19 protein-coding genes are annotated in these 22,179 nt (G+C 70.3%); 7 read left to right on the top strand and 12 right to left on the bottom strand.

Translation table 11 applies throughout. The features are described from left to right. The first annotated feature begins 103 nt into the window (after positions 1-103). Both cofG and EO776_RS09570 read left to right on the top strand, forming a co-directional pair. The gene (gene cofG, locus EO776_RS09575; protein WP_049932936.1) at positions 104-1,267 is read left to right on the top strand and encodes a 7,8-didemethyl-8-hydroxy-5-deazariboflavin synthase subunit CofG; all 1,164 of its coding nucleotides are present in this window, start codon (positions 104-106) and stop codon (positions 1,265-1,267) included. A gap of 127 nt (positions 1,268-1,394) precedes the next feature. Continuing rightward, complete coding sequence (locus tag EO776_RS09570; protein WP_049932937.1) at positions 1,395-2,252, top strand: mechanosensitive ion channel family protein; 858 nt, start codon at positions 1,395-1,397, stop codon at positions 2,250-2,252. 21 nt (positions 2,253-2,273) lie between these two features. Here the strand turns inward: EO776_RS09570 and EO776_RS09565 are convergent, their stop codons facing one another. Further along, complete coding sequence (locus EO776_RS09565; protein ID WP_049932938.1) at positions 2,274-3,725, bottom strand: MATE family efflux transporter; 1,452 nt, start codon at positions 3,723-3,725, stop codon at positions 2,274-2,276. A gap of 101 nt (positions 3,726-3,826) precedes the next feature. On the opposite strand from EO776_RS09565, the gene thiE reads away from it, so the two are divergent. Further along, on the top strand, positions 3,827-4,459 hold the full coding sequence (gene thiE / locus EO776_RS09560) for a thiamine phosphate synthase (RefSeq protein WP_129452405.1): 633 nt from the start codon (positions 3,827-3,829) through the stop codon (positions 4,457-4,459). A gap of 10 nt (positions 4,460-4,469) precedes the next feature. On the opposite strand, the gene EO776_RS09555 is transcribed toward thiE, so the two are convergent. Both EO776_RS09555 and EO776_RS09550 read right to left on the bottom strand, forming a co-directional pair. Next, entirely contained in the window at positions 4,470-5,321 is an 852-nt protein-coding gene (locus tag EO776_RS09555) for an SDR family oxidoreductase (protein WP_049932940.1), read from the bottom strand. Positions 5,322-5,438: 117 nt separating this feature from the next. Then, on the bottom strand, positions 5,439-7,337 hold the full coding sequence (locus tag EO776_RS09550) for a S9 family peptidase (protein ID WP_129452404.1): 1,899 nt from the start codon (positions 7,335-7,337) through the stop codon (positions 5,439-5,441). Positions 7,338-7,450: 113 nt separating this feature from the next. Between EO776_RS09550 and EO776_RS09545 the strand changes: the two genes are divergently transcribed. The 4 genes from EO776_RS09545 (at position 7,451) to EO776_RS09530 (ending at position 11,274) form a co-directional block, all read left to right on the top strand. Then, on the top strand, positions 7,451-9,073 hold the full coding sequence (locus tag EO776_RS09545; protein WP_100050308.1) for a cryptochrome/deoxyribodipyrimidine photo-lyase family protein: 1,623 nt from the start codon (positions 7,451-7,453) through the stop codon (positions 9,071-9,073). A 59-nt stretch (positions 9,074-9,132) separates the two neighbouring features. Next, positions 9,133-9,366 (top strand): YgaP-like transmembrane domain, encoded by a 234-nt coding sequence (locus EO776_RS09540; protein WP_049932943.1) that lies wholly within the window; start codon positions 9,133-9,135, stop codon positions 9,364-9,366. Positions 9,367-9,547: 181 nt separating this feature from the next. After that, positions 9,548-10,780 carry an FAD-dependent oxidoreductase gene (locus tag EO776_RS09535; RefSeq protein ID WP_100050307.1) on the top strand — a complete coding sequence of 411 codons (1,233 nt, stop codon included), beginning with the start codon at positions 9,548-9,550 and terminating at the stop codon, positions 10,778-10,780. Between the two features lie 83 nt (positions 10,781-10,863). Continuing rightward, a complete protein-coding gene (locus tag EO776_RS09530; protein WP_089308749.1) occupies positions 10,864-11,274 on the top strand; it encodes a MaoC family dehydratase in 411 nt (136 codons plus the stop codon). Between the two features lie 313 nt (positions 11,275-11,587). Here EO776_RS09530 and EO776_RS09525 read toward each other — a convergent pair whose 3' ends face one another. From EO776_RS09525 to EO776_RS09485, 9 genes are all read right to left on the bottom strand, one after another. Further along, positions 11,588-12,640 carry a 3-oxoacyl-ACP synthase gene (locus tag EO776_RS09525; RefSeq protein ID WP_094494694.1) on the bottom strand — a complete coding sequence of 351 codons (1,053 nt, stop codon included), beginning with the start codon at positions 12,638-12,640 and terminating at the stop codon, positions 11,588-11,590. Positions 12,641-12,791: 151 nt separating this feature from the next. Then, positions 12,792-13,976 carry a branched-chain amino acid ABC transporter permease gene (locus EO776_RS09520; protein WP_080508617.1) on the bottom strand — a complete coding sequence of 395 codons (1,185 nt, stop codon included), beginning with the start codon at positions 13,974-13,976 and terminating at the stop codon, positions 12,792-12,794. 199 nt (positions 13,977-14,175) lie between these two features. Continuing rightward, positions 14,176-15,228 carry a branched-chain amino acid ABC transporter permease gene (locus EO776_RS09515; protein ID WP_100050306.1) on the bottom strand — a complete coding sequence of 351 codons (1,053 nt, stop codon included), beginning with the start codon at positions 15,226-15,228 and terminating at the stop codon, positions 14,176-14,178. Beyond that, positions 15,225-15,923 (bottom strand): ABC transporter ATP-binding protein, encoded by a 699-nt coding sequence (locus EO776_RS09510; protein ID WP_049932949.1) that lies wholly within the window; start codon positions 15,921-15,923, stop codon positions 15,225-15,227. The genes EO776_RS09515 and EO776_RS09510 overlap by 4 nt, the downstream gene beginning before the upstream one ends. Continuing rightward, entirely contained in the window at positions 15,920-16,831 is a 912-nt protein-coding gene (locus EO776_RS09505; protein ID WP_049932950.1) for an ABC transporter ATP-binding protein, read from the bottom strand. The genes EO776_RS09510 and EO776_RS09505 overlap by 4 nt, the downstream gene beginning before the upstream one ends. Beyond that, positions 16,831-18,183: an ABC transporter substrate-binding protein gene (locus tag EO776_RS09500; protein ID WP_129452403.1), complete on the bottom strand. Its 1,353-nt coding sequence runs from the start codon at positions 18,181-18,183 to the stop codon at positions 16,831-16,833. The genes EO776_RS09505 and EO776_RS09500 overlap by 1 nt, the downstream gene beginning before the upstream one ends. Positions 18,184-18,350: 167 nt before the next feature. Then, positions 18,351-19,052 (bottom strand): helix-turn-helix domain-containing protein, encoded by a 702-nt coding sequence (locus EO776_RS09495; protein WP_129452402.1) that lies wholly within the window; start codon positions 19,050-19,052, stop codon positions 18,351-18,353. A 441-nt stretch (positions 19,053-19,493) separates the two neighbouring features. Next, positions 19,494-20,468: a hypothetical protein gene (locus EO776_RS09490; protein WP_099288621.1), complete on the bottom strand. Its 975-nt coding sequence runs from the start codon at positions 20,466-20,468 to the stop codon at positions 19,494-19,496. Positions 20,469-20,573: 105 nt separating this feature from the next. After that, positions 20,574-22,178: a class I adenylate-forming enzyme family protein gene (locus EO776_RS09485; RefSeq protein ID WP_100050304.1), complete on the bottom strand. Its 1,605-nt coding sequence runs from the start codon at positions 22,176-22,178 to the stop codon at positions 20,574-20,576. Between the last annotated feature and the right edge of the window lies 1 nt (position 22,179).

Raw genomic sequence — 22,179 nt, 5'->3', positions numbered from 1 at the left:
AATTGGTCGTGCGACCGAAGGGGGCGCCAACGTAACCACTCGCGGTGTCGCCGGGGGATCCGCAACCGCGATCCTTTTTAAACATCGACCGCGAGTGACGCCCGTGTTCGCCGGGGCCGACGAGTACGGAGTCGACGTCGCGGTCGACGAGCGGGCGGTCGAGCGACTGCTCTCCGTCAGCCCGGGCGACGTCGACGCGGCCGACCGGCTCACCTTCGCGCGCAACGTCTTCATTCCCCTCACCACCGCGTGTCGGTACACCTGTACGTACTGTACCTACTACGACGCGCCCGGGGAGGCGTCGCTGCTGTCGCCCGAGGAGGTGCGCGAGCAGTGCCGCGTCGGCGCCGACGCGGGCTGTACGGAGGCGCTGTTTACCTTCGGCGACGAGCCGGACGACCGGTACACCGAGGTCCACGAGACGCTCGCCGAGTGGGGGTTCGACTCGATCCACGAGTACCTCCACCGGGCCTGCGAGATCGCCTTGGAGGAGGGGCTGCTCCCGCACTCGAACCCCGGCGACCTGACGGAGTCGCAGTTCGCCGCCCTCCGCGAGGTGAACGCGTCCATGGGCGTCATGCTGGAGACGACCGCCGACGTGGACGCGCACAGCGGCGGGCGACGGAAGACGCCCGGCCAGCGGCTCAACACGATCCGCGCTGCGGGTCGACAGAGGGTTCCGTTCACGACCGGCATCTTGGTCGGGATCGGCGAGGACTGGCGCGACCGTGCCGAGAGCCTGCTCGCGATCCGTAAGCTCCACGAGCGACACGGCCACGTCCAGGAGGTGATAGTACAGAACGTCGTCCCCAACGAGCGTTCGGACTTCCCGAAGCCCGACCTCGCGACGATGCGCCGCGTCGTCGCGATGGCGCGCGCGGCGCTCCCGCCGGAGGTGTCCGTTCAGGTACCGCCGAACCTCTCGCCGGCGGCGGACCTCGTCGACTGCGGGATCGACGACCTCGGCGGCGTCTCGCCGGTGACGGACGACTACATCAACCCGGCGTACGAGTGGCCCGACCTCCGCGGGCTCGAGGCGGTCGCCGACGCCGGCGGCGTCCCGCTCCGCGAGCGGCTCCCGACGTACGCCCGCTACCTCCCGGACGACGTTCGCCCCGCGGGCGTCGAGCCGGCGCCCGAACCGGACGGTCGCGAGGCGTGGATCCCGCCCGCGGTCCGCGAGCGGATCGCGGCGGACGACGTCCACGGTCGACGGCTGCGCGCGGTCGCCCGTGGCGACGGACCGCTCGCGGTACGGAGCGACTGACGCGGTCTCCCGCCGGCGACCGCTGCCCCGTGCGAGCGACCGGTTTCCCACGCGGCCGTCCGTCCACCGGACGTAAACAACCGCGCCGCCAGTAGCTTCTTTATATATCCTCGTGAAAGGGCGGGTGATGCTTCTCTTACAGCTCGACGCGGTCACAACCGCGGTCGACGTCGCGGCGATAGCGACCTCGGTGGTCGGGTTCGTCGCCGGGTTCCTGGCCGTGCTGCTGCTCGGCAAGTACGTCGTCATTCCGGGGCTCCGACGGATCGTCAGGTCGCGCGGCTTCGACGAGGCGGTTGTGAGCCTCGGGACGAACGTGCTCAACGCCGTGGTCTGGGTGGCGGCGATCGCCATCGGATTCGCCGTCGCCGGCTACGGCGGCTTCCTCTCGGCGTTCGCGGTGTTCGGCGGCGCCATCGCGCTCGCGGTCGGCTTCGCGGCGCAGGACCTCCTCGGCAACTTCGTCGCCGGCGTGTTCATCCTGAAGGACAAGCCGTTCGAGGTCGGCGACTGGATACAGTGGGGCGACATGTCCGGCCGCGTCGAGGAGATCGATCTCCGCGTCTCGCGGGTCCGGACCTTCGACAACGAACTGGTCACCGTCCCGAACGGTGATCTCGCGAACAGCGCGGTGACGAACCCCGTCGCCTACGACACGCTCCGCCAGAAGTTCGTCTTCGGGATCGGCTACGACGACGACATCGAGACGGCGACCGACATCATCATCGAGAAGGCCGAGGCCCACGAGGAGATCCTCGACGACCCGGGCGTCTCGGTCCGGCTCGTCGAGCTCGGCGACTCCGCCGTCGGGCTCCAGTCGCGCTGGTGGATCGCGGACCCCGACCGCGGCGACTTCGTCCGCGTGCGCTCCGAGTACGTCACCGCGGTGAAGGAGGCGTTCGACGACGCCGGGATTGACATGCCGTACGTCCACCGGCAGCTCACCGGCAGCGTCGAAGTGATCGAGGACGTCGCCGACGAGTAGGCTCCCGATCCGCCCGCGGCCCTATCCGACCTCTTCCTCCACCTCGCCCGCGTCGGGGCGGTACTGCCGGCTGACGGCCTGCCACCGGTTCGACCGGAACCGGTAGCCGTTCAGTCCGGCGGGGACGAGCTTCTCCGCGACCAGCGCCGCGTAGAGGCCGCCGACGCCGAGCGGCGTGACGAGCCCGACCAGCGCGACGGGAAGCGCGAAGACGTACAGTCCCACCATCGACGCGAGGAAGGGCCAGCGCGTGTCGCCCGCGCCGCGGAGCGACCCCGTGATCGAGCCGTCGACGCCGAGTGGCACCGCGCTCACCGCGGCGGCGACGACGAACGCCGCGGTCGCGCTCACCGCGGCCGGATCGTCGACGAACACGCCGGCGATCGGGCCGGCGGCGGCGATCACCGCGGCCGACGCGAGGACGTAGACGACCGCCGACAGCGCGATCACGTCGCGGCCGTACGCGGTCGCGAGCGACTCCTCGCCCGCGCCGAGCCGCTGGCCGACGAGCGTGCTCGCGGCGATCGAGAACCCCCAGCTGAAGCTGCCGAGCAGCGCTCTGACCCGGCGGCCGACCTCCAGGGCGGCGACCGTCGCGGAGCCGAACGACGACGCGATCCACAGGAGCGGGAAGACCACGATCCCCTCGGCGACGCGCCGCGCGATGAGCGGCGCGGAGACGCGGAGCAGCTGCCGGGTCAGTCCGCGGTCGAACCACGGCCCGGAGCGCCCGACCGGGACCGGCGAGGCGCCGCGGCCGAAGTACGACCGCCCGGACATCCCCCACGCGAGGACGAGCCCGACGGCGGCGATGGAGACCGCGGTACCGAGCCCGGCGCCGAACACGCCCATGCCGGCCCCGAGGACGAGCCACGTCGTGAGGAGGACGTTCAACAGCGCGCCGCCGGCTCGCGCGACCATCGGAGTGACCGTGTCGCCGACGCCGGCGTACGTCCGGCTCGCGATCATGTTGAAGAACTCGAAGGCGAGCGCGGGCGCCGTGACGACGAGGTAGGTCGTCCCGGCGGACAGCGCCGCGCCGTCGCCGCCCACGAGCGCGACCAGTCGCTCCGCGCCGAGGACGTACCCCGCGACGATCGGCGCGACGAGCAGCGCGGCCACGATCAGCGACTGCTTGACGACGAGCCCCGCCCGCCCGCGCTCGTCGCCGCCGTAGTTCTGCGAGACGAGCGAGACGGTGCCGCCGGCGAGCCCGATGGAGACGAACTTCGCGAGCTGCCAGAACGCGAACGCGTACCCGAGCCCGGCGACCGCGGAGACGCCGACCGCGTAGCCGATCACCGCGAGGTCGACGGTGTTCTTCGACATGATCGCGAACCCAGTCACGATCCGGGGCCACGCGAGCCCCATCGTCTCGTCGAGCCGCGACCGGTCGATGACGCCGGCCCGGTCGAGCGCGCCCGCCACCGCCTCCGCGACGCGAGCGACGATCCGCCGGAGCCGGGGGAACATGGAACTATCGTAGGGGCCGGGCGGGCTTGTGTCTGTCCGTCGCGGGTGGGGACGCGGTCGGAGCGCAACCGTTTTCACCGACTCGCGGCCGATAATTACGCATGAATATCACTAAGTGGCGAATATACCTCGTCACCGCGGTGAGCCGGTCCGCGGGGCGGTCGACCCCCGAGGTCGTCGCGGCCGCGCTCGCCGGCGGCGTCGATGTCGTCCAGCTCAGAGACAAGGCGGCCACCGACCGCGAGCGGTACGAGACGGGGCTCCGGCTCCGGGAGCTGACCGCGGCGGCCGGCGTCCCCCTGCTCGTGAACGACCGGATCGACCTCGCCGCCGCGATAGACGCGGACGGGGTTCACCTCGGGCAGACGGACCTCCCGGTGTCGGTCGCCCGCAAGCGGCTGGGAGAAGGCGCCGTCGTCGGCGTGTCGGCCTCGACGGTGGAGCAGGCGCGCGAGGCCGAGGCCGCTGGGGCCGACTACCTTGGCGTCGGCGCCGTCTACGGCACCGACTCGAAGGACGTCTCCGGCGACCGCGACGGGATCGGGACGGAGCGGATCGCCGCGGTCGCCGACGCGGTCGACCTCCCGGTGATCGGGATCGGCGGCGTCGACGCGGGGAACGCCGCGCCGGTGGTCGAGGCGGGGGCGACCGGCGTGGCGGCGCTGTCGGCTATCACGGCCGCCGAGGACCCGGAAGCGGCAACCGCGGCGCTGCGGGCGGCGGTCGCGGAGTGAGTCGACCCGCTCAGTCCTCGCGCTCGAACTCGGGCGCGAACAGCCGCGCGGACATGGGGGCGGGGTCGCCCTCGGTGACGTTGTACGCGGAGAAGTCTGTCACGCCCGCCTCGCGGAGCAGGTCCTCGTCGTAGAAGCTGTTGCCCGTACACTCAGCGGGGTCGCGCGCGAGGATCTCGAGGACGGCGTCGGAGACGACCTCGGGGGTGCGCCAGTCGTCCTCCGTCCCGAGCCCGAAGTAGCGCGTCGCGCGGGTGTCGATCGTCGTCACCGGCCAGAAGGTGTTACAGCCCACGTCGTCGCTCGCCAGCTCCTCGGCGAGCGAGAGCGTGATGAACGACATGCCGAGCTTCGACCACGCGTACGGCGCCTTCCCCGGTGAGCGGTCGGTCACGATCGGCGGCGAGTTCGACAGCAGCCACGCCTCGTCGAGCCCCGCGAGGTGGTCGGCGAACGCGTGCGCGACGAGGTGGGTCCCGCGGACGTTCACGTCGGTCAGGAGGTCGAACCGGTCGGCCGGGAGGTCCGCGACGTTCGCCAGCTGGATCGCGCTCGCGTTGTTGATGACGATGTCGACCTCGCCGAAGCGGTCGATCGCCTCCTCGACGACCGCCTCGACGCGGTCCTCGTCGCGGAGGTCGAGTTCGAGCGCGAGCGCCTCCGGCCCGCGCTCGCGCACCTCCCGGGCCGTCTGCTCGATCGACCCCGCCAGCTCGGAGTCGTCGTCGTCCGTCGTCTTGCCGGTCGAGACGACGTTACAGCCGCGGTCAGCGAGCGCGAGCGCGATCTGTTTGCCGATGCCGCGCGTCGTTCCGGTGATGAACGCCGTCGAGTCCGAGAGATCGGGGTCCGCGAGTGCCATACCCCCCGTTCGACCGACCGCGTGTTAAACCACGGCGTAATCGGTCCCACCCGCCGACACCAGCCGACCGCCGGCGTCAGTCGAACGCCGCGTCGCTAATCGCCGAACCGCGCCTCGCTAGTCGTCCAGCGAGGCGACGGCGGTGCGCTCCGCGCCGATCCGACGGTCGAGGAAGTCGTCGAGCAGTTCCAGCGAGCGGATCTTCTGGTCGATGTCGCCCGAGCCGTGGCCCTCCTCGCCGAGCTCCTCGTACTCGTAGTCGTCGCCCTCCTCGAAGCCGGCCTCGTCGAGCGCGTCGCGGAGGATCCGCGCCTGCGAGACGGGCACCCGCGGGTCGTTGACACCGTGGACGATTAGGAGGGGCGCGCCGACGTTCTCGACGTAGTTCACCGGGCTGCGCTCCCGGTAGGTCGCCTCGTTCTCGTCCGGCTCGCCGAGGTTCTTCACCATGAGCTCCGTCCGGAAGTGGGGCATGGTGTTCTCGTACATGTCGAACAGGTCGCTCACGCCGACCCACGCGATCCCGGCGGCGTACAGGTCCGGGTACTGGACCATCTGCCAGTTGGCGGAGTAGCCGCCGTAGGAGCCGCCGTAGACGGCGACGCGGTCCTCGTCGAGCCAATCGTACTCGTCGAGGACGTGCTCGGCGCCCGTCGCCACGTCGCCCTGCTCGGCGCCGCCCCAGTCGTCGTACAGCTCCTCGACGAACTCGCGGCCGCGACCCGTGGAGCCGCGGTAGTTCACCTGAAGCACGGAGTAGCCGCGCGAGAGCAGGAACTGGACGCGGTAGCTGAACCGCCGCATGTCGTGGTGTCGCGGCCCCCCGTGCGGATTGACGACCAGTGGCGAGGGTCGGCGACCGGAGTCGAACAGCAGCCCCTCGATCTCGAACTCCTCGTAGGGGTCGTGGTCGACCGCCCGCGCCGGCGTCTCGGGGACCCCGTCGGAGACGAACGAGACCGTCTCGGGCTCGACGAAGTCGTCGGGGTCGAACGGGCCGTACTCCGCGTCGAACACCGTCTCGGCGTCGTCGGTGGCGAGATCGTACGCCACCAGCTCCGGCCGCCGGCTCGACGTGGTCCGGTACGCGAGGAGGCGGTCGTCGGCCAGCCGGCCCTCAGTGACGCTCGCGACGCCCGCGGGGAAGTCGAGTTCTTCGCTCTCGCCCGTGTCGGCATCGTAGACGACGGGCACCGTCACCGCCCCGCGCGTCCGGCTCACGACGAACCGGTCGCCGCCCTCGAGGAAGTGGCTCGGCGACTCCTCGAACTCGCCCTCGCCGAACCACGTCACCGTCGCGTCCTCGACGCCGTCGGCGAGGTCGACGATCCCGGCCCGCCCGAGGTCGGTGGTGTTGTCGACGACGAGCAGGCGGTCACCGTCAGGACCCCAGTCCGCCGGCGCGGCCTCGGCGCCGACATCGCCGATCTCCAGGTTCACGGCGTTCGACCCGTCGCCGTCGGCGACGTACACGTCGCTGTTCTCGTAGGCGTCGGTCTCGTTCGTGGTGTACGCGATCCGGTCGCCGTCGGGGGAGAGTTCGCCGGCTGCGACCGCGCGCTCGTAGTCGGTGAGCTTCGTCGTCTCGGCGGTCGACACGTCGTGGCGGTAGAGGTTCATCTGCCCGTCGCGGCTGGAGCCGAGCAGGAGCGTCTCGCCGTCCTCGCCCACGTCGTGGAGCCGGATCTGGCCGTCCATCTCGACGACGGGCTCGCTCTCGCCGTCAAGCAACATCGCCCACACGTCGTGCTGCTCGTCGCCGCCCTCGTCGCGGTGGTAGAAGAGCCGGTCGCCGCTCGGGTCCCACTCGAAGCCGGCGCGGACGGAGCGCGGCACGTCGCCGTCGCTGAGCCGCTCCAACGAGCCGTCGGCGGGGTTGAGAAGGTGAAGCTCGTTGCGGCCGGTGACGTCGTAGTAGAGGGCGACCGTCTCGCCGTCCGGGGACACGCGCGGGCTCGCGATCGTCGGCAGCGAGGCGAGTTCGCGCAGTACGTCGGTCTCGTCTGTGTCAGACATCCGTGAAGTAACGGTGGCGGAACCCTATTCAACGTTTCCCGTCCCCGAGCCCGCGCCGCGTCCGAGCCCGGCCGACAGGCCCATGCGACGGGAACTCGTAACAGAGCTAACCCATGGCTCCCGGCGAGGACGCGCCGCTTCCGAGGGCTCCCAGCCCGGATGCGGTTCGGTCGATCTCTCGGTCCGACGACGCTCCCGACGAGCCGGGCACCGTCGTCTGGCACCGAGACGATCTGCGGATCGCGGACAACCCCGCGCTCGCGGCAGCCGCGGCGGACGCCGACCGGATCCTCCCGCTGTTCGTCTTCGACCCCGGCTTCTACGACGAGCGCGGCGCAGCCTGCGACGCCCGGATCGAGTTCCTTCACGACTGCCTGCGGGACCTCGACCGCCAGTACCGCGACGTGGGCGGGGCGGGGCTGACGTACGGCCACGGCGACCCGCTGGACGTGCTCGCCCGGTTCGTCGACGCCGGCTGGGAGGTCGTCGCGAGCGCGACGGCGAGCGGGCGGTACGGCCGCCGGCGCGACGAGCGCGCCCGCGAGCGGCTCGGCGTCCGCTTTGTCGCGGGCGACGGGCTCGTCCGCGACGCGGACCGACCCCGCGAGGACTGGAGCGACCGCGTCGAGTCCTGGTTCGCCGCCGACCCGTTCGACTGGGACCCCCGGTCGGTCGCGGTTGAGCGCGTCGAGACGGGCGTCGACCCGGACCGGGTGAGCGACGCCTACGGAGTCGCCCCGACGAAGACGCGCGTCCCGACGGGCGGACGCGGTCCGGCGAAAGATCGACTCCGCGCGTTCGCGGAGCGGATCGCCGAGTATCCGGGGTCGATATCCTCGCCGGTCGACGCCCGCGAGGGGACGAGCGGCCTCTCGGCGTACCTCCGGTTCGGCTGCCTGTCGGTCCGCGAGGTCCACCGCCACGTCGACGAGCGCGCGCCGGACGGGCGCGGGAAGTCGATGTACGTCTCGCGGCTGTTCTGGAACCGCCACTACACGCAGAAGCTGCTCGACTGGCCGGGGTGGCTCGACCGCGCAGTGAACCCGGTGTACGAGGGGTTCAACGGCCACCGCCACGATCCGGACCTCGTCGCGGTGTGGAAGCGCGGCGAGACGGGGTTCCCCATGGTCGACGCGAGCATGCGCTGCCTGCGCGAGACGGGGTGGCTGAACTTCCGGATGCGGGCGCTGTGCGCGTCGTTCTACTTTCACATCCTCCAACAGCCGTGGCGGATCGGCGCCGACCACTTCTACGAGCACCTGATCGACGGCGACCCCGCGATCAACTACACCCAGTGGCAGTCGCAGTGCGGGCTGGTCGGCCGCCCGGGACTGCGCTTGTACGATCCCCGCAAGCAGGTCCGCGATCAGGACCCCGACGGCGAGTTCGTCGGGCGGTGGGTCCCCGAGCTCGACCCGCTCCCCGCCGCGCACCTCGACGCCCCCGAGAAGACGCCGCTCGCGGTCCAGCGCGAGGTCGGGATCGAGATCGGCGAGGCGTACCCGTACCCCGTCGTCGACTACGAGGCGGCCCGGGAGGAGTTCCGCGAGCGCTACGGCGCGGTCCACGGCGCGGCCGCGGCCCGCCTCGGCGACGAAGAGATCGCGCGACGCGCGTCACTGTCGGGGGGTGTCGGGGCCGCGCGGTCGATCGCGGCCGACCACGGCGAGCCGGCCGAGCCGAACGGGGACGACGCCGACGCGACCTCGCAGACCGGCCTCGACGAGTTCGGGTGAACGCGAGAGGCGAGTCGGCGGTGGAAAGGTTCATACGGCCGTGAGCCGTATTGTGACGCATGAACCAAAACGTCGGTGCGATGGACAAGCGCGTCAGGACTGCGGTCGGTGCCGTCGCCGGTGCCGCCTCGTTAGCCACCCTCGCGGGCTCCGGGCCCCTCCCCGCGGTCGCGGCCCCGGTGCTCGGCGTCGTCGCCCTCGCGATGCTCGCGACCGCCGCGACCGGGACCTGCGGCCTCTACTCCGTGCTCGGCGTCGACACCTGCCCCGCCGACGCCGGCGGACCGCGCTGAGCCGCCGTCGCGGCCGGATCCGGAATTCGGCCGGTAACACCCTTTCGAAACCGGTTTTCCCCCTCGTTCGACGGCAGTCTCAAGTGCGCGGAATGCGTATATATGGCATGATCGACAGTGACCGGAATCGACGGCGTCTCGCGGCGGAGCACGCTCCCGCGCCAACCCGGGTGACCGTCGCGTGAGCGACGACTCGACGGTCTTGGTGATCGGCGGCGGCGCGACGGGAACGGGCATCGCTCGGGACCTCGCCATGCGCGGCGTCGACGCGACGCTCGTCGACCGCGGCGGCCTGGGTAGCGGCACCTCCGGTCGGTCGCACGGCCTCCTCCACAGCGGGGCCCGCTACGCGGAAGCCGACGCCGAGGGGGCCGAGGAGTGTATCGTCGAGAACCGGACGCTCCGCGATATCGCCGGGGCGTGCGTCCGCGAAACGGGCGGCCTGTTCGTCCGACTCGACGGCGACGACCCCGACTACTTCGAGGAGAAGATCGCGGCCTGCGAGGCGATCGGCATCGAGACCGAACGGCTCGACGGCGACGCCGCCAGCGAGGCGGTGCCGGGCCTCGCCGACGAGGTCCAAGAGGCGTTCCGCGTGCCCGACGGCGTCATCTACCCGTCCCGGTTGGTTGCCGCCAACGCCGCCGACGCCGAGCGCCGCGGCGCGACCGTCCACCCGCACGCGCCGGTCGAGGACGTGACGGTCCGCGACGGCGCGGTCGAGTCCGTCCGCGTCGGCGGCGCGGTCGATGCGACCCTGACCCCGGACATCGTCGTCAACGCCACCGGTGCGTGGGCCGACTCGATCGCCGAGATGGCCGGCGTCGAGGTCGGAATGGCCCCGAGCCGGGGCGTGATGGTCTCGGTGGAGTACGACGGAGCGCCGCCCGTGCTGAACCGGTGTCGCGACCCCGACGACGGTGACATCGTCGTGCCCCACGACGGCGAGGTCGTGCTGGGGACGACGAGCGTGCCGGTCTCTGACCCCGACGACTACGAGACGGAAGACTGGGAGATCGAGCGCTCCGTCGAGGAGTGCGCCGCGATGCTCCCCGCGGTCGCCGACGCGACGACGGTCCGGACGTGGTGGGGCGTCCGCCCCCTCTACTCGCCCGACGAGGCGGGGTCGGACCGCCGCGGGATCTCGCGCGGGTTCACGCTGCTCGACCACGACCGCGACGGCGCGGCCGGGCTGTACAGCGTCGTGGGCGGCAAGCTGACCACCTACCGCCAGATGGCCGAGACGACCGTCGACGAGGTCTGCGACCGCCTCGGCGTCGACGCCGCCTGCGAGACGGCGACGGAGCCGCTGGCCCACGCCGACGATCCGGAGCGACTGGACGAGCTGGTCGAGGCGTACGGCGGCGCGAACCCCACCGACGCGGACGTGGTCGACGCGCCGGCGGACGACTGATCCACGCCGGAGGTAGTCCCCGACGCCGCACGGGTTCGAGGCTGAACCGCGGGATTGAGGCGGCGGGCGCGCGTCCGATCGGTATGCCAGTCGCGACGGTCGGCGAGACGGCGACGCACGAAGTAACGATCACCGAGGAGACGATCGAGGCGTTCGCGGCCCTCTCGGGCGACGAGAACCCAATCCACCTCGACGACGAGTACGCCGCCGACACGATGTTCGGCGGCCGCGTCGCGCACGGAATCATCTCGGCCGCGGTCGTCTCCGCGGCGCTCGCGCGGCTCTCCGGCGACATCGTCTACCTCTCGCAGGAACTGTCGTTCGAGAAGCCGGTGTACCCGGGGGAGACGGTCGAAGCGAGCGTCAGCGTCATCGACGACATCGGCGGCGACCGGGTCGCGGTCGAGACGACCGCGACCGTCCCCGAGCGCGACGAGCGCGTCCTCTCCGGCGAGGCGACGGTGCTGTCCGTCCCGCACGGAGACAGCGACTGACCGACGGAGGCGGACGCTCGGCCGAGCCATTTTGTAAATGACGACGCGTCGAAGCGGTGGCGCGTGCCTCCGAGCGGGCGCCGGAGGCGACCGCGAGGAGTGCGCGAGGGAGTCGCGAACGCCCGGAGGGCGTGAGCGACGAGGCTGGGGAGGCGTGAGGTGCTGTGCGGGGCGGGAACTCAAAGGGGCAGCCGCGACGTAACAGTGTAAGTAATCGAATCGCCCGTCTCGGACGGAACCGCACAGAGATCAGTCGAGCCCCCTGTCTTGCGAGTTCTGGAGAACCGTGAGACGCTCCGCTGTTTACAAGCGGTCAGCCTCGCCACCGGATCACTGTCGCGGACCACGTGTACCCCGTCCCGGCCGCGAGCAGGCAGCCGAGGTCGCCCGGTTCGAGGCGCTCGGTCTCGACGCCACGCTCCAGCGCGAGCGCCTGGTCGACGCTCTGGACGTGGCCGAACTCGTCGAGGTAGTAGCCGTCGCTCCCCGGATCGAGGCCGAGCTCGTCGAGGACCCGCTCGTGGAACGACCGCTTCATATGGGTGAGCGCGACGAAGTCGAGGTCGTCGCGGTCGAACCCGGACCGTTCGAGGGCCGTGTCGGCGACCGAGAGGTACGCGGGCAGCGAGACGGGCCCGAGCCGCTCTTTCATCCCGTCCGGGTCGGGCACGTCGAGGGTGTGAAGCCCCTCGCGCACGGTCTCCTCGCTCGGCGGGCGCTTCGACCCGCCCGCCGGCATCACCACGTCGCCGGCGAACGAGCCGTCGGTCTGGGCCGCGCTGGCGCGGACGGTCGCCCGCGCTCGACCGTCGAAGCGATCGGCCTCGTTGTTGACCGATCCGCCGTCGGTCGCCTCGACGACGAACGCGCTCGCGCCGCTGCCGAAGTTGAACATGAAGGAGCTGTCCTCGTTGCCGTAGTCGACGAGGTCCTCCTCGCGGCTCGCGGCGACGAGCAGCGCGGTGTCGATCGGCTCGGTCTCCAGCTGGGCGGTCACCTGTCGGAGCGCGATCGGCGCGCCCGCACACAGCGTGTAGCTCTCGGTCGCGTACGCGTTCGTCGCCCCGAGTCGGTCGGTGATCGCCGCCGCGGCCGACCAGACGACGTGGTCCTTGTACTCGGATCCGTGGTAGACGACCACGTCGAGGTCGGTCGGATCGACGTCGGCGTCCGCGAGCGCGCGCTCGGCGGCCGTCACCGACATGTCGGTCGCGTGGTCGTCGTCCGGCGGACAGACGTGCTTCTCACGGACGCCCATCTTCTCGACGACGACCTCCTCCGGGATGCCGCTCTCGGCCGCGATGGCCTCGCCGGTGATCGTCTCGTCCGGGACGTACGTCCCCAGTCCGGTGATCGAGACGGTCATCCGTCTCCTCCGCGCCGCGTTCGGTCCGGTTCGCCGCGCCGCGTTCGGTTCGCTCCGTCGTATCGCGTGATATCGGTCATGTGTCGTGTGTCTACGTCGCGGTCCGTCGCGGGACGTGCGACGGAGGCCGCGGAGCCGCGGGCCCGCGACGCTACCGGAGGTAGCGCCGCAGGTGGTCCGGGAGCCGCTTCCCGACGGTGCCGCCGAGCCGGTCGCGTAGCGTCCCGAGGATGCCGTTCGGGACGAACAGCACGAACAGCACGAAGATGATCCCGAGGTACAGCGGGGCGCGCCCGTCGACCGCGGTGTTGACGAACAGCTCCACGCTGATCCCGAACAGATCCGCTTCGAGGACGCTCGCCGGGAGCTCCTCGCGCAGCAGCGTCGCGATCCCGCCGCTCTCGGTCGAGAGCACGTCCTCTAACCCCTGCGTGAACAGGGTCCCGTACACCGGTCCCGCGAGGGTGCCGAACCCGCCGACGATCGTCGTGATCAGCGCGTCGGCGGTGACGAGGAAGTAGAACGTCCCGTCGGGCGCGACGGAGCGCGAGTAGGCGGCGAAGATCCCGCCGGCGACCGCGCCGAAGAAGCCGCTGATGGCGAACGCGGCCAGCTTGAACCGGTAGGTCGCGTAGCCGACGGCCCGGGCGCGCTCCTCGTTCTCGCGGATCGCGATCATCACGCGCCCGAACGGCGAGTGGATGATCCGCTGCATCGCGAAGTAGCAGACGACCACTACGATCCCGAGCGCGTAGTACGAGACCACGGTCGCCGACAGGTCGATCCCGAGGCCGAGCAGGTTCTCGACGCTCTCGCCCGTGAGCCGCCCCACGTCGAGGCTCAGCGCGTCGACGAAGGGGACGCCGATGGCGAGCGCGTCGCCGCTCACCGTCGCGCCCTCGGTCGGGTTCGTCGAGACGTACCCCCACGAGCGGATCAGCTCGTAGATCACCTGCGCGAACCCGAGCGTGATCATCGCGAAGTAGACGCCCGTGAGCCGGAACGACACCGACCCGATGACGAGCGCGAGCAGGCCGGCCACCACCGCGCCGAGCAGGAGTGTGATCATGAACGGCGTCCCGCCCGGGATCCCCGGCACCTGCCCGTTCGCGGCGAGGACGACGAAGTAGCCGCCGGTCCCGAAGAAGGCGGCGTGCCCGAACGAGAGGTAGCCGGTGTAGCCGCTGACGAAGTCGAAGCTCATCGCGAACAGCCCCATGTACAGCACCACGACCATGAACGTGATCGCGGGGAGGAACGTCTCCGCGAGCGGCGCCGCCGGCGTCGCGAGCAGCGCCTCGTAGCCGAGCGGATACAGCAGGAACCCGACGATCACGGCCGCGTGAACCGCGTGGTCTCGCAGGTACTCGCGGAGGCCGCCGGTTGCCTTCGACGGCGGAACCGGATCCGTCTCGTCGACGGGAGCGTCCGATTCGTCGACGTGAGCGCCGGAACCGTCGACCGGTGCGCCCGCGTCGCCGACCGACCCGTCGGAGTCCGCCGGGGCGTCCGCGTCCACACCGGAGTCGGGGTCGCTAATGGCCTCCCACCTCCTCGACGCCGTAGAGCCCCTGCGGGCGGAGTATCAGCATCACCACGAGCAGGAGGAAGATGGTCACCTCGGAGAGGCTGGGGAAAGTGACAATCCCGGTGGTGAACAACCACGTCGTCACCGAGTCGGCGATCCCGACGATGCCCGCCGCGACGAGCGTCCCGGTGAAGCTCCCGAGCCCGCCGATGATCACGACGACGAACGCGTACAGCAGCACGTCGATGCTCAGGAGGACGCTGGGGCCCCAGATCGGGTCCCACATCAGCAGGACGCCGCCGACGGCGGCGAGGCCGGTCCCGACGCCGAAGACGACGGTGAACGCCTGCCGCACGTCGACGCCGAGCGCCTGGACCATCTCGGTGTCCTCGCTGCCGGCCCGGATGTAGAGGCCGTACAGCGTCTTCGTCAGGAACGCCCAGACGGCGACGGCGACGACCGCGCCGATAGCGACCTCGAAGAGGTACAGCCGCCTGACGCCGACGCCGAGCAGCTCGGTCCGCCCGAGCAGCACGTCGGGCGCGGTGCCCATCGGTGCCTGCCACTGCGGGTTCGGCTGGATCCCCCGGAGCGTCAAGACGATCCGGGCGACCTCCTCGATGATGAGCGAGACGCCGAAGGTCAACAGGATCTGGTAGGTAGGCGTCCGGTCGTAGATCGGCCGGATGAGCGTCACCTCCATCGCGCTGCCGGCCGCGGTGGTGACCGCGAACACGAGCGCCAGCGCGACGAAGAAGACGAGGATCGTCGCGACCGTCCCGGTGTTCGCCCCGACGAGCAGGACGAGCACCAAGCCGCCGAGGTACGCGCCGACCATCGCGATCGCGCCGTGCGCGAAGTTGAGCACGCCCATCAGCCCGAAGACAAGCGTCAGGCCGACCGCGATGGTGAAGTACACCGCGCCCTTGCCGATCCCCTCGGCGAGCACGCGAGTGGCCGTCTGGAGGCCGTCGACCGCGCCGCCGGTCGCGAGCAGCGTGCCCGGGTCGACGAGCGGGGCGACCTGCGCGGCGGCCCCCGCGAGCGGTCCGAGGCTCATGCGGTCAGGTACCTCCGGATCCGTTCGTCCTCGCTCGTGACGCCGGCGGTCTCTCCCTCCTCGACCACGACGCCGTGGTCGATGAGGTAGAAGCGGTCGGCCAGATCCATCGCCAGCCGGAAGTTCTGCTCGACGAGGACCATCGTCGTGTCCGCGGAGGCCGCGCGCAGCGCCTCCACCACGTCCTCGACGATCTGTGGCGCGAGCCCCTCGCTCGGCTCGTCGACGAGCAGCAGGTCGTTGTCGCCGAGCATCCCTCGGGCGATCGCGAGCATCTGCTGTTGCCCGCCGCTCAGGTCGCCCGCCTCCTTGTCGGCGAAGCGGTCGAGCGCCGGGAACAGCTCGTACGCCCCCGCGATCCGAGCGCCGGGATCGGCGGCCGAGTGGGCGGCGACGCGGAGGTTCTCCTCGACCGTGAGATGCGAGAATACGCGTCGTTCCTCCGGCACCCACCCCATGCCGCGGGCGGCGATCTCGTGGGGCTCCATCCCCGTCACGTCCGTCCCGTCGAACCGGACCGTCCCCTCGCGGGGCGGCGTGAGCCCGAGCGCGGTGCGGAGCGTGGTCGTCTTCCCGACGCCGTTCCGGCCGACGAGGGCGACGATCTCGCCCGCCTCGACTGACAGCGACAACCCCTGAAGGATGTGGCTCTCGCCGTAGTAGGTGTGGACGCCGTCGAGTTCGAGCGTCGTCACCGCGACTCACCCCCGGCGCGCACGCGTCGGCCGCCGTCGGCGGCCGCGTCGCCGTCCGAGCGCCCTCCCTCGTCGGCGGAGCGCTCTCGTCCGTCGGCGGATCCCTCGCGGCCGTACCCGCCGAGGTACGCCTCCTGAACGTCCTCGTCGCCGCGAACGTCCTCGGGCGGCCCGTCGGCGATCAGCTCACCGCGGTGGAGGACGGCGATACGGTCGGAGATGTCCATCACCACCTCCATGTTGTGTTCGATGAGCATCACCGAGTGATCCTCGGCCACGTCCTCGATCAGCGCGACGACCTCGTCGACGCCCTCGCTCGACACGCCGGCGGTCGGCTCGTCGAGCAGGAGCAGATCCGGGTCGCCGGCGAGCGCGACCCCGATCTCGAGGCTACGCTTCTCGCCGTGACTCAGGTTCTGCGTGACGGTCTCGGCCTCCTCGGCCAGCCCGATCCGTTCGAGGATCGCGGTCGCCTCCGCGTAGTGGTCCTCGAAGTCGGTCACGTTGCGCCACAGCTTCCACGAGTCGTTCCCGCGGCTCGCCTGCGCGGCGACGCGGACGTTCTCCAGCACCGACAGCGTCGGGAAGAGGTTCGTGATCTGGTACGACCGGTGGATCCCCGCGAGCGCCGTCTCGTCCGGCGAGGCCGTCGTGATGTCGATCGCGGAGCCGGTCCCGTCGGCACCGGCGGAGGCCGCCCCCGCGTCTCTGCCGCCCGATGGGGCGAACCGGATGCTCCCGTCGGAGGGCTCCAACACGCCCGTGAGCAGGTTGAAGAACGTCGTCTTCCCCGCGCCGTTTGGGCCGATGATCGAGCAGAGCTCGCCGGTCTCCAACGCGAAGTCGACGCCGTCGACGGCGGTGATGCCGCCGAAGCGCTTCGTGAGCCCCTCGGTCTCCAGCAGCATTACAGCGAGCAGCTCGCGTCCTCTTCGGGGACCATCACGTCCTCGGCGTCGAGCCGTTCGAGGGGCTGGCCGGGCATGATCGGCGCGCCCCAGGTGTCGGCGTACTCGTCGCTGGTCGGGACCGGCCACGCGACCGTCATCTGCGAGGCGGCCTGGTTGTTGTGCTCCTGGAAGGTGTACCCGTCCGCGCCCTTCGGCGTTTCAGCGACGGTCATGCCGCGCAGCGCCTCGGCGATGTCGGCGCCGTCCGTGGAGCCGGTCTCCGAGACGGCCTGCGAGAGCGCCGAGGCGGCGGTGAACGTCCCGGCGCTGAACAGGTCCGGCACGATGCCGTACGCGTCGATGTGTAGCTGCCGGAACTCCTCGTTGATCGAGTTCTCGTACTGGTTCCAGTGGTACCGGCTGGTGAACGGTCCGAGCCCGGCGTCCTTGATATCCTGCTCGGTGAAGCCCTCGCCCAGCGCCGACTCGATGGTCCCGCCGATGAGTTGCGTCGTCAGCAGGGCGGCGAACCCGCCGAACACCTGGACGTCGTAGGAGATCGCGGAGGTGAGGAACTGCGGCAGCGTGGACGCGGTGAAGCCGCCGACGACGCCCGTCGCGCCGTCCGACATCGCCTGTTCGAAGAGCCCGTCGAACTCGGAGTACCCGACCTCGACGAAGCGGGGTTCCAAGACCTCCACCCCGTTGTTCTCCAATACCTGAGTGTAGTTTTCCGCGACGCTCTGCCCGAACGCGTTGTCGGACGCGAACACCGCGACCGTGTCGATGTCGAAGTTCTCGGCGACGTACGTGCCGCCCGCCCGCGCGTCCATCGCGGTGTGCTCGCTCGCGCGGAACGCCATCGGGTGACAGAACTCGTCGCTCACCGTGATGCCGGCGTCGGCTGCCGGCCCGATCAGGTAGGGGATGTCCGTCTCGTCGACGACGGTGTTGATGAGCCGGCGCGCGCTGTCGGAGGAGGTCCCGCCGAACAGGATGTCGACCTCCTCTTCCAAGACGAGGTCGGTCGCGACGCTCTGGGCCGTATCCGGACTGAAGCCGGTGTCCTCGACGATGATCTCGTAGGTCGGGCCGCCATCGGGCTCGACCGTGTACGTGCCCGGCGTCGCCTCCTCGATGGGGTCGAGGTCGTGCTTGTACGCCAACCCGGAGTAGAACCCGCGGAGGCTGATCTGCCCGTAGTACTTGAGGTCGCCGGAGGTCGGCTGGAGCGCCCCGATCCGGACCGTCTCGCCGGAGAGGTCGCTGCCGTCTCCGCCGGAACAGCCGGCCAGCCCGGTGATTCCGGCCGCGCCGACCGCGGCGCCGGTTCGTCGCAGATACGCTCGCCGTGTGTGTTCGTCTCGCATACAGTGTTCGACACCGGACACCACCATGAAGGGCCGAGTTAAGATGTTAACAGACCGCGGGGTGTCGAGGGAATACGCCGAAAACGGGCGCCGAAACCGCGGTTTCCGAACGACGAGCCGTCGGTCCGACGACCGCGGCGCCTCGGTCGTGTCGCCGCGTCCCCGGTCTACTCCAGCCCGTCGAGCGCGGCGACGACGCTGCGGAGCAACTTCTTCTCGCCGCGGCGCATGTTCTTCGAGACGGCCGCGGTCGAGACGTCGAACTCGTCCGCGAGCGTCGACAGCGTCGCCTCGCGGGGCGACTCGAAGTAGCCCGCGTCGGCGGCCGTCTCGATGGTCTCGCGCTCGACGTCGGTCAGGTCGCGGCACGCGTCCAGCATCGTCGAGGCCGCGTTCGCGTTCCGCATCGTGTCGAACAGCGCCTCCATCGAGAGCTCGGACCGGTCCTCGACAACGAACTCGTTGCCCTTCTCTAAGTCGTGGAGCGCCGCTTCCGTCGTCGCCTCGTCGTCGAACCCGACCTGCCAGCGCTCGGACCCGTCCTCGATCAGGAACGGGCCCGTGATGTAGCCGCCGTGGTCGGTTATCGTCGACATCGCGTTCGTCTCCTCGATGACGGTCCGGATGATCGCCGTCCCGTCCTGCTTCGAGAACAGCCGGTACTCGGCCATGTTCTCGTGGTCGCGGAGGGCGGTGAGCCCCTCGCCGAGCTCGTAGCGGTTCGGCGACTCGACGAGCAGCCGCGTCTCCAGCTGCTCCGCCGCGGTGTCCAGCTGCCAGTGCATAGCGGAGAAGGAGACGTCGTGGTCCGCGGAGGTGTCGATGAACGGGCAGTCGAACTGCTCCATATCCATCGTGACGTCGAGCATGACACGACCTTATCCCCCGCGTATATAACGGTTGTTCCTGTGGAACGCTCGGTGAAGACTCAAAACCTTGTCTGGCACGTCATAACAGCCGTCGCCCCCGGTGTCTCGGTCGACCTCGTCACTGCGTACGCGCGACCCCTCGCAGACGCATATTGTGCCCGAGGAGCCTGAAACGCTGTTTGATCGCGACCCCTCTGTCACCGATCGGGTCGCCGACCGACCGATCGTCTTCGGGACACGTCGGGCGAACACGGACAGTCGGGGCCCCACGGCCGATGCGCGAGGGTGTGAACGCCTTCCTTGAGGCGCTTGGCATCAGCTTCCGACGGGACGCACGAAGCCGCGGTCCACGGATCAACAAGCTCGACGGTCAACTTGATCGCGAGCAGAAGCCCCGCGGCGAGTACTACGATGATTCCTGAACGACCGGGTGGGTCGTGATCAGGGGGTACTGACAGTGTAGCTCGCCCGATACAGTGTCCCGTCGTAGACGACCATTGCCTCACTACCCGACAGGTCAACGAGATCAACCGATTCGGGGTCGCTATCAGAGGCGAACAGGCGCACAACGAGCGTCCGGTACGCCGATGACGCGTCGTCGATCGGCTGATCGTGGCCGTACTCTTGATCGATTGCCGCCTGAAGAATATCGTGTTGGCGGTCGGTGAGCGTCGACGCTTCGAGTTTTACGGCGTCCGTCCGAGACCGCGTAAGGACATCGGATACATAGGCCTCTTCTGAGGTGGCGACCGTCGAGCCTTCGAGTCTGTAGCTGTGTAAGCGCGTCTCGGTCGCCTCGCCGGTAACTGAGAGCCGGAGCTGTCCGTCTCCGTAGCGGACGGTATCATACTCGGGAGTCGGAACGACCAGCGACTCCGTTGGTCCGCTTGGTGTCGCCGGATAGACCAGTCCCCCATCGCCGGAGACGCGTCCCTCGGTCCGGGAGAGTCTCCGCCAGAGTTCGTTTATGAGACCGGTTCGGAGGGCGCTTCGATCAACCGCCGGGAGGGCATCGAAAGAGACCGTCTCATCGTCGTCGACCGAGGTCGTCGCCGGGACTGTCGCCTCGAATTCGATCGGATAGGCCATCGCCGGCGTATGCCCCGTCGTTTCGTGAGTGAGTTCGTAGAACGCTCCGTCCTGCTGGACGATCTCTCCTTCGGCAACCAGCGTGTCGGCAGCGGTATAGGACGCCGATCCGTCGTCGAGTACACGCCGAACAAGGGTGTGTCCGTACGGGCCGAGCGCACGAACTGTCACCGGCGTGGTGGTCCGCTCGGCGACGGTCGAGGGGGTCTGGGCGCGCAATGACAGCGATCCGATCTTGTCGTGCGCGGGCCCGAATATCGGTCTCACACACCCCGCGGTCGCGATGAGTCCGCTGGTCGCAAGGAGGGCACGACGTGTGGAGGACATACACCGGTTGTCTACTCCGAGTTTCAAAAAAAATTGTTACTGCTCACTCCGAGCGAGGCGCTCTCCGCCCGCCAGCCCCGCTCCGAGCCGATCTCCTCGCCTCGCCTACTCGCCGAACCGCTCTTTCAGCGCCGCGCGGTCGATCTTCGACGGGCCGGAGGTCGGCATCTCGTCGACGAACGCCAGCGCCTTCGGGACCGCGTACCGGGCGACCCGCGAGGCGAGGTGCGACTCCACGTCGTCGAGCGAGAGCGACTCGTCGCCGACGAGTATCGCCTTCCCGACCGTCCCCCAGCGCTCGCTCGGAACGCCGATCACGACCGCCTCCTCGATCCGCGGGTGGTCGGTGAGCGCGTCCTCGACGCGGGGCGGGTAGACGTTCTCGCCGCCCGAGACGAACATGTTCTTCTTGCGCCCCTCGATGTGGTAGTAGCCGTCCTCGTCGACGCGCGCGAGGTCGCCGGTCGACACCCAGTCGCCGAACGTCTCGGCCGTCTCCTCCGGTTCGTCCCAGTATCGGTCCGCGGCGGCCGGCCCGGCGAGCTCCAGTTCGCCGACGGTGCCGTCGGGCACGGGACCGTCCTCGTCGACGACGCGCGCGTCGACCGCGAGCGCCGGGACGCCGACGCTCCCGGTCTTCTCCGGCGGGAAGCCGTCGGGCATCGCGAAGTTGTTCGGCCCGCATTCGGTGAGGCCGTACCCCTGCGATATCTCGACGCCGCGGTCCCGCCACGCGGCGATGACGCTCTCGCGGCAAGGGCCCCCGCCGCTCTTCACGAAGCGGAGCGAGGAGAGGTCTGTGGCGTCCCACTCGTCGTGGCGGGCCATCATCCGCAACACCGCCGGGACCGCGACGAGCGTCGTCGCCGACTCGCGCTCGACGTCGCGCAGGACGCGGCCGGGGTCGACCTCCGGGCTCAGGAGGATCCGCCCCCCCATCTGGAAGAAGGGGACCGTCAGCACGTTCCAGCCGCCGGTGTGGAACATCGGGAACACCATCGGCGTCACGTCGTCCTCGCGGAGCCCCCACGCGGTGATCGTGTTGAACGCGTTCCAGCGGATCGCGCCGTGACTGATGACCGTCTCTTTCGGCGTGCCCGTCGAGCCCCCGGTGTGTAAGAGGAGGTGCGGGTCCGCGAGCGACACGTCGGCGGTTTCGACGGGCGAGCCGTCCCCGGGCAGATCCCGCGTGTACGGGCGCCACGCGTCGTCGCCGTCGGTCGGGATCGAGCGGACCGCGGGCTCGACGTCCGCCCGCTCTAACGCGTCGATGACGTCGCCGCCGAACGGGGCCTCGACGAGGAGCAACTCGGGGTCGACGGTGCCCAACACCGCGGCGAGGTCGCGCTCCGCAAGGCGGTGGGAGAGCGGCGCCAGCACCGACCCGGTCTTCCCGGTCGCGAAGTACAGGTCGACGAGCTCGACGCGGTTCCGGGAGACGACGGCGACGCGGTCGCTCGCCTCGACGCCGGCGTCGCGGAGGAAGCGCGCGGTCCGGTTGGCGCGCTCGTCCAGCTCCGCGTAGGTGTACTCGGCGTTCGCGGCCGTGTCGGTGACGGCGACGCGGTCCGGCGAGAGCCGCGCGCGGCGGGCCGACAGCGAGCCGACCCAGTCGTACCCCCGGTCGCCGTGCGGGTGCGGTCGCGGGTCGGACTCGGCGCCGACCTCCTCCGTACGGTCGTCTCCCCGCGGATCGTTTCCGGTCGCCATC

The organism is Halorubrum ezzemoulense (genome assembly GCF_004126515.1).
Lineage (GTDB): Archaea > Halobacteriota > Halobacteria > Halobacteriales > Haloferacaceae > Halorubrum > Halorubrum ezzemoulense.
The sequence above is the reverse complement of the archived record's forward strand: the minus strand, read 5'-3'. Positions and strand labels throughout refer to the sequence as shown.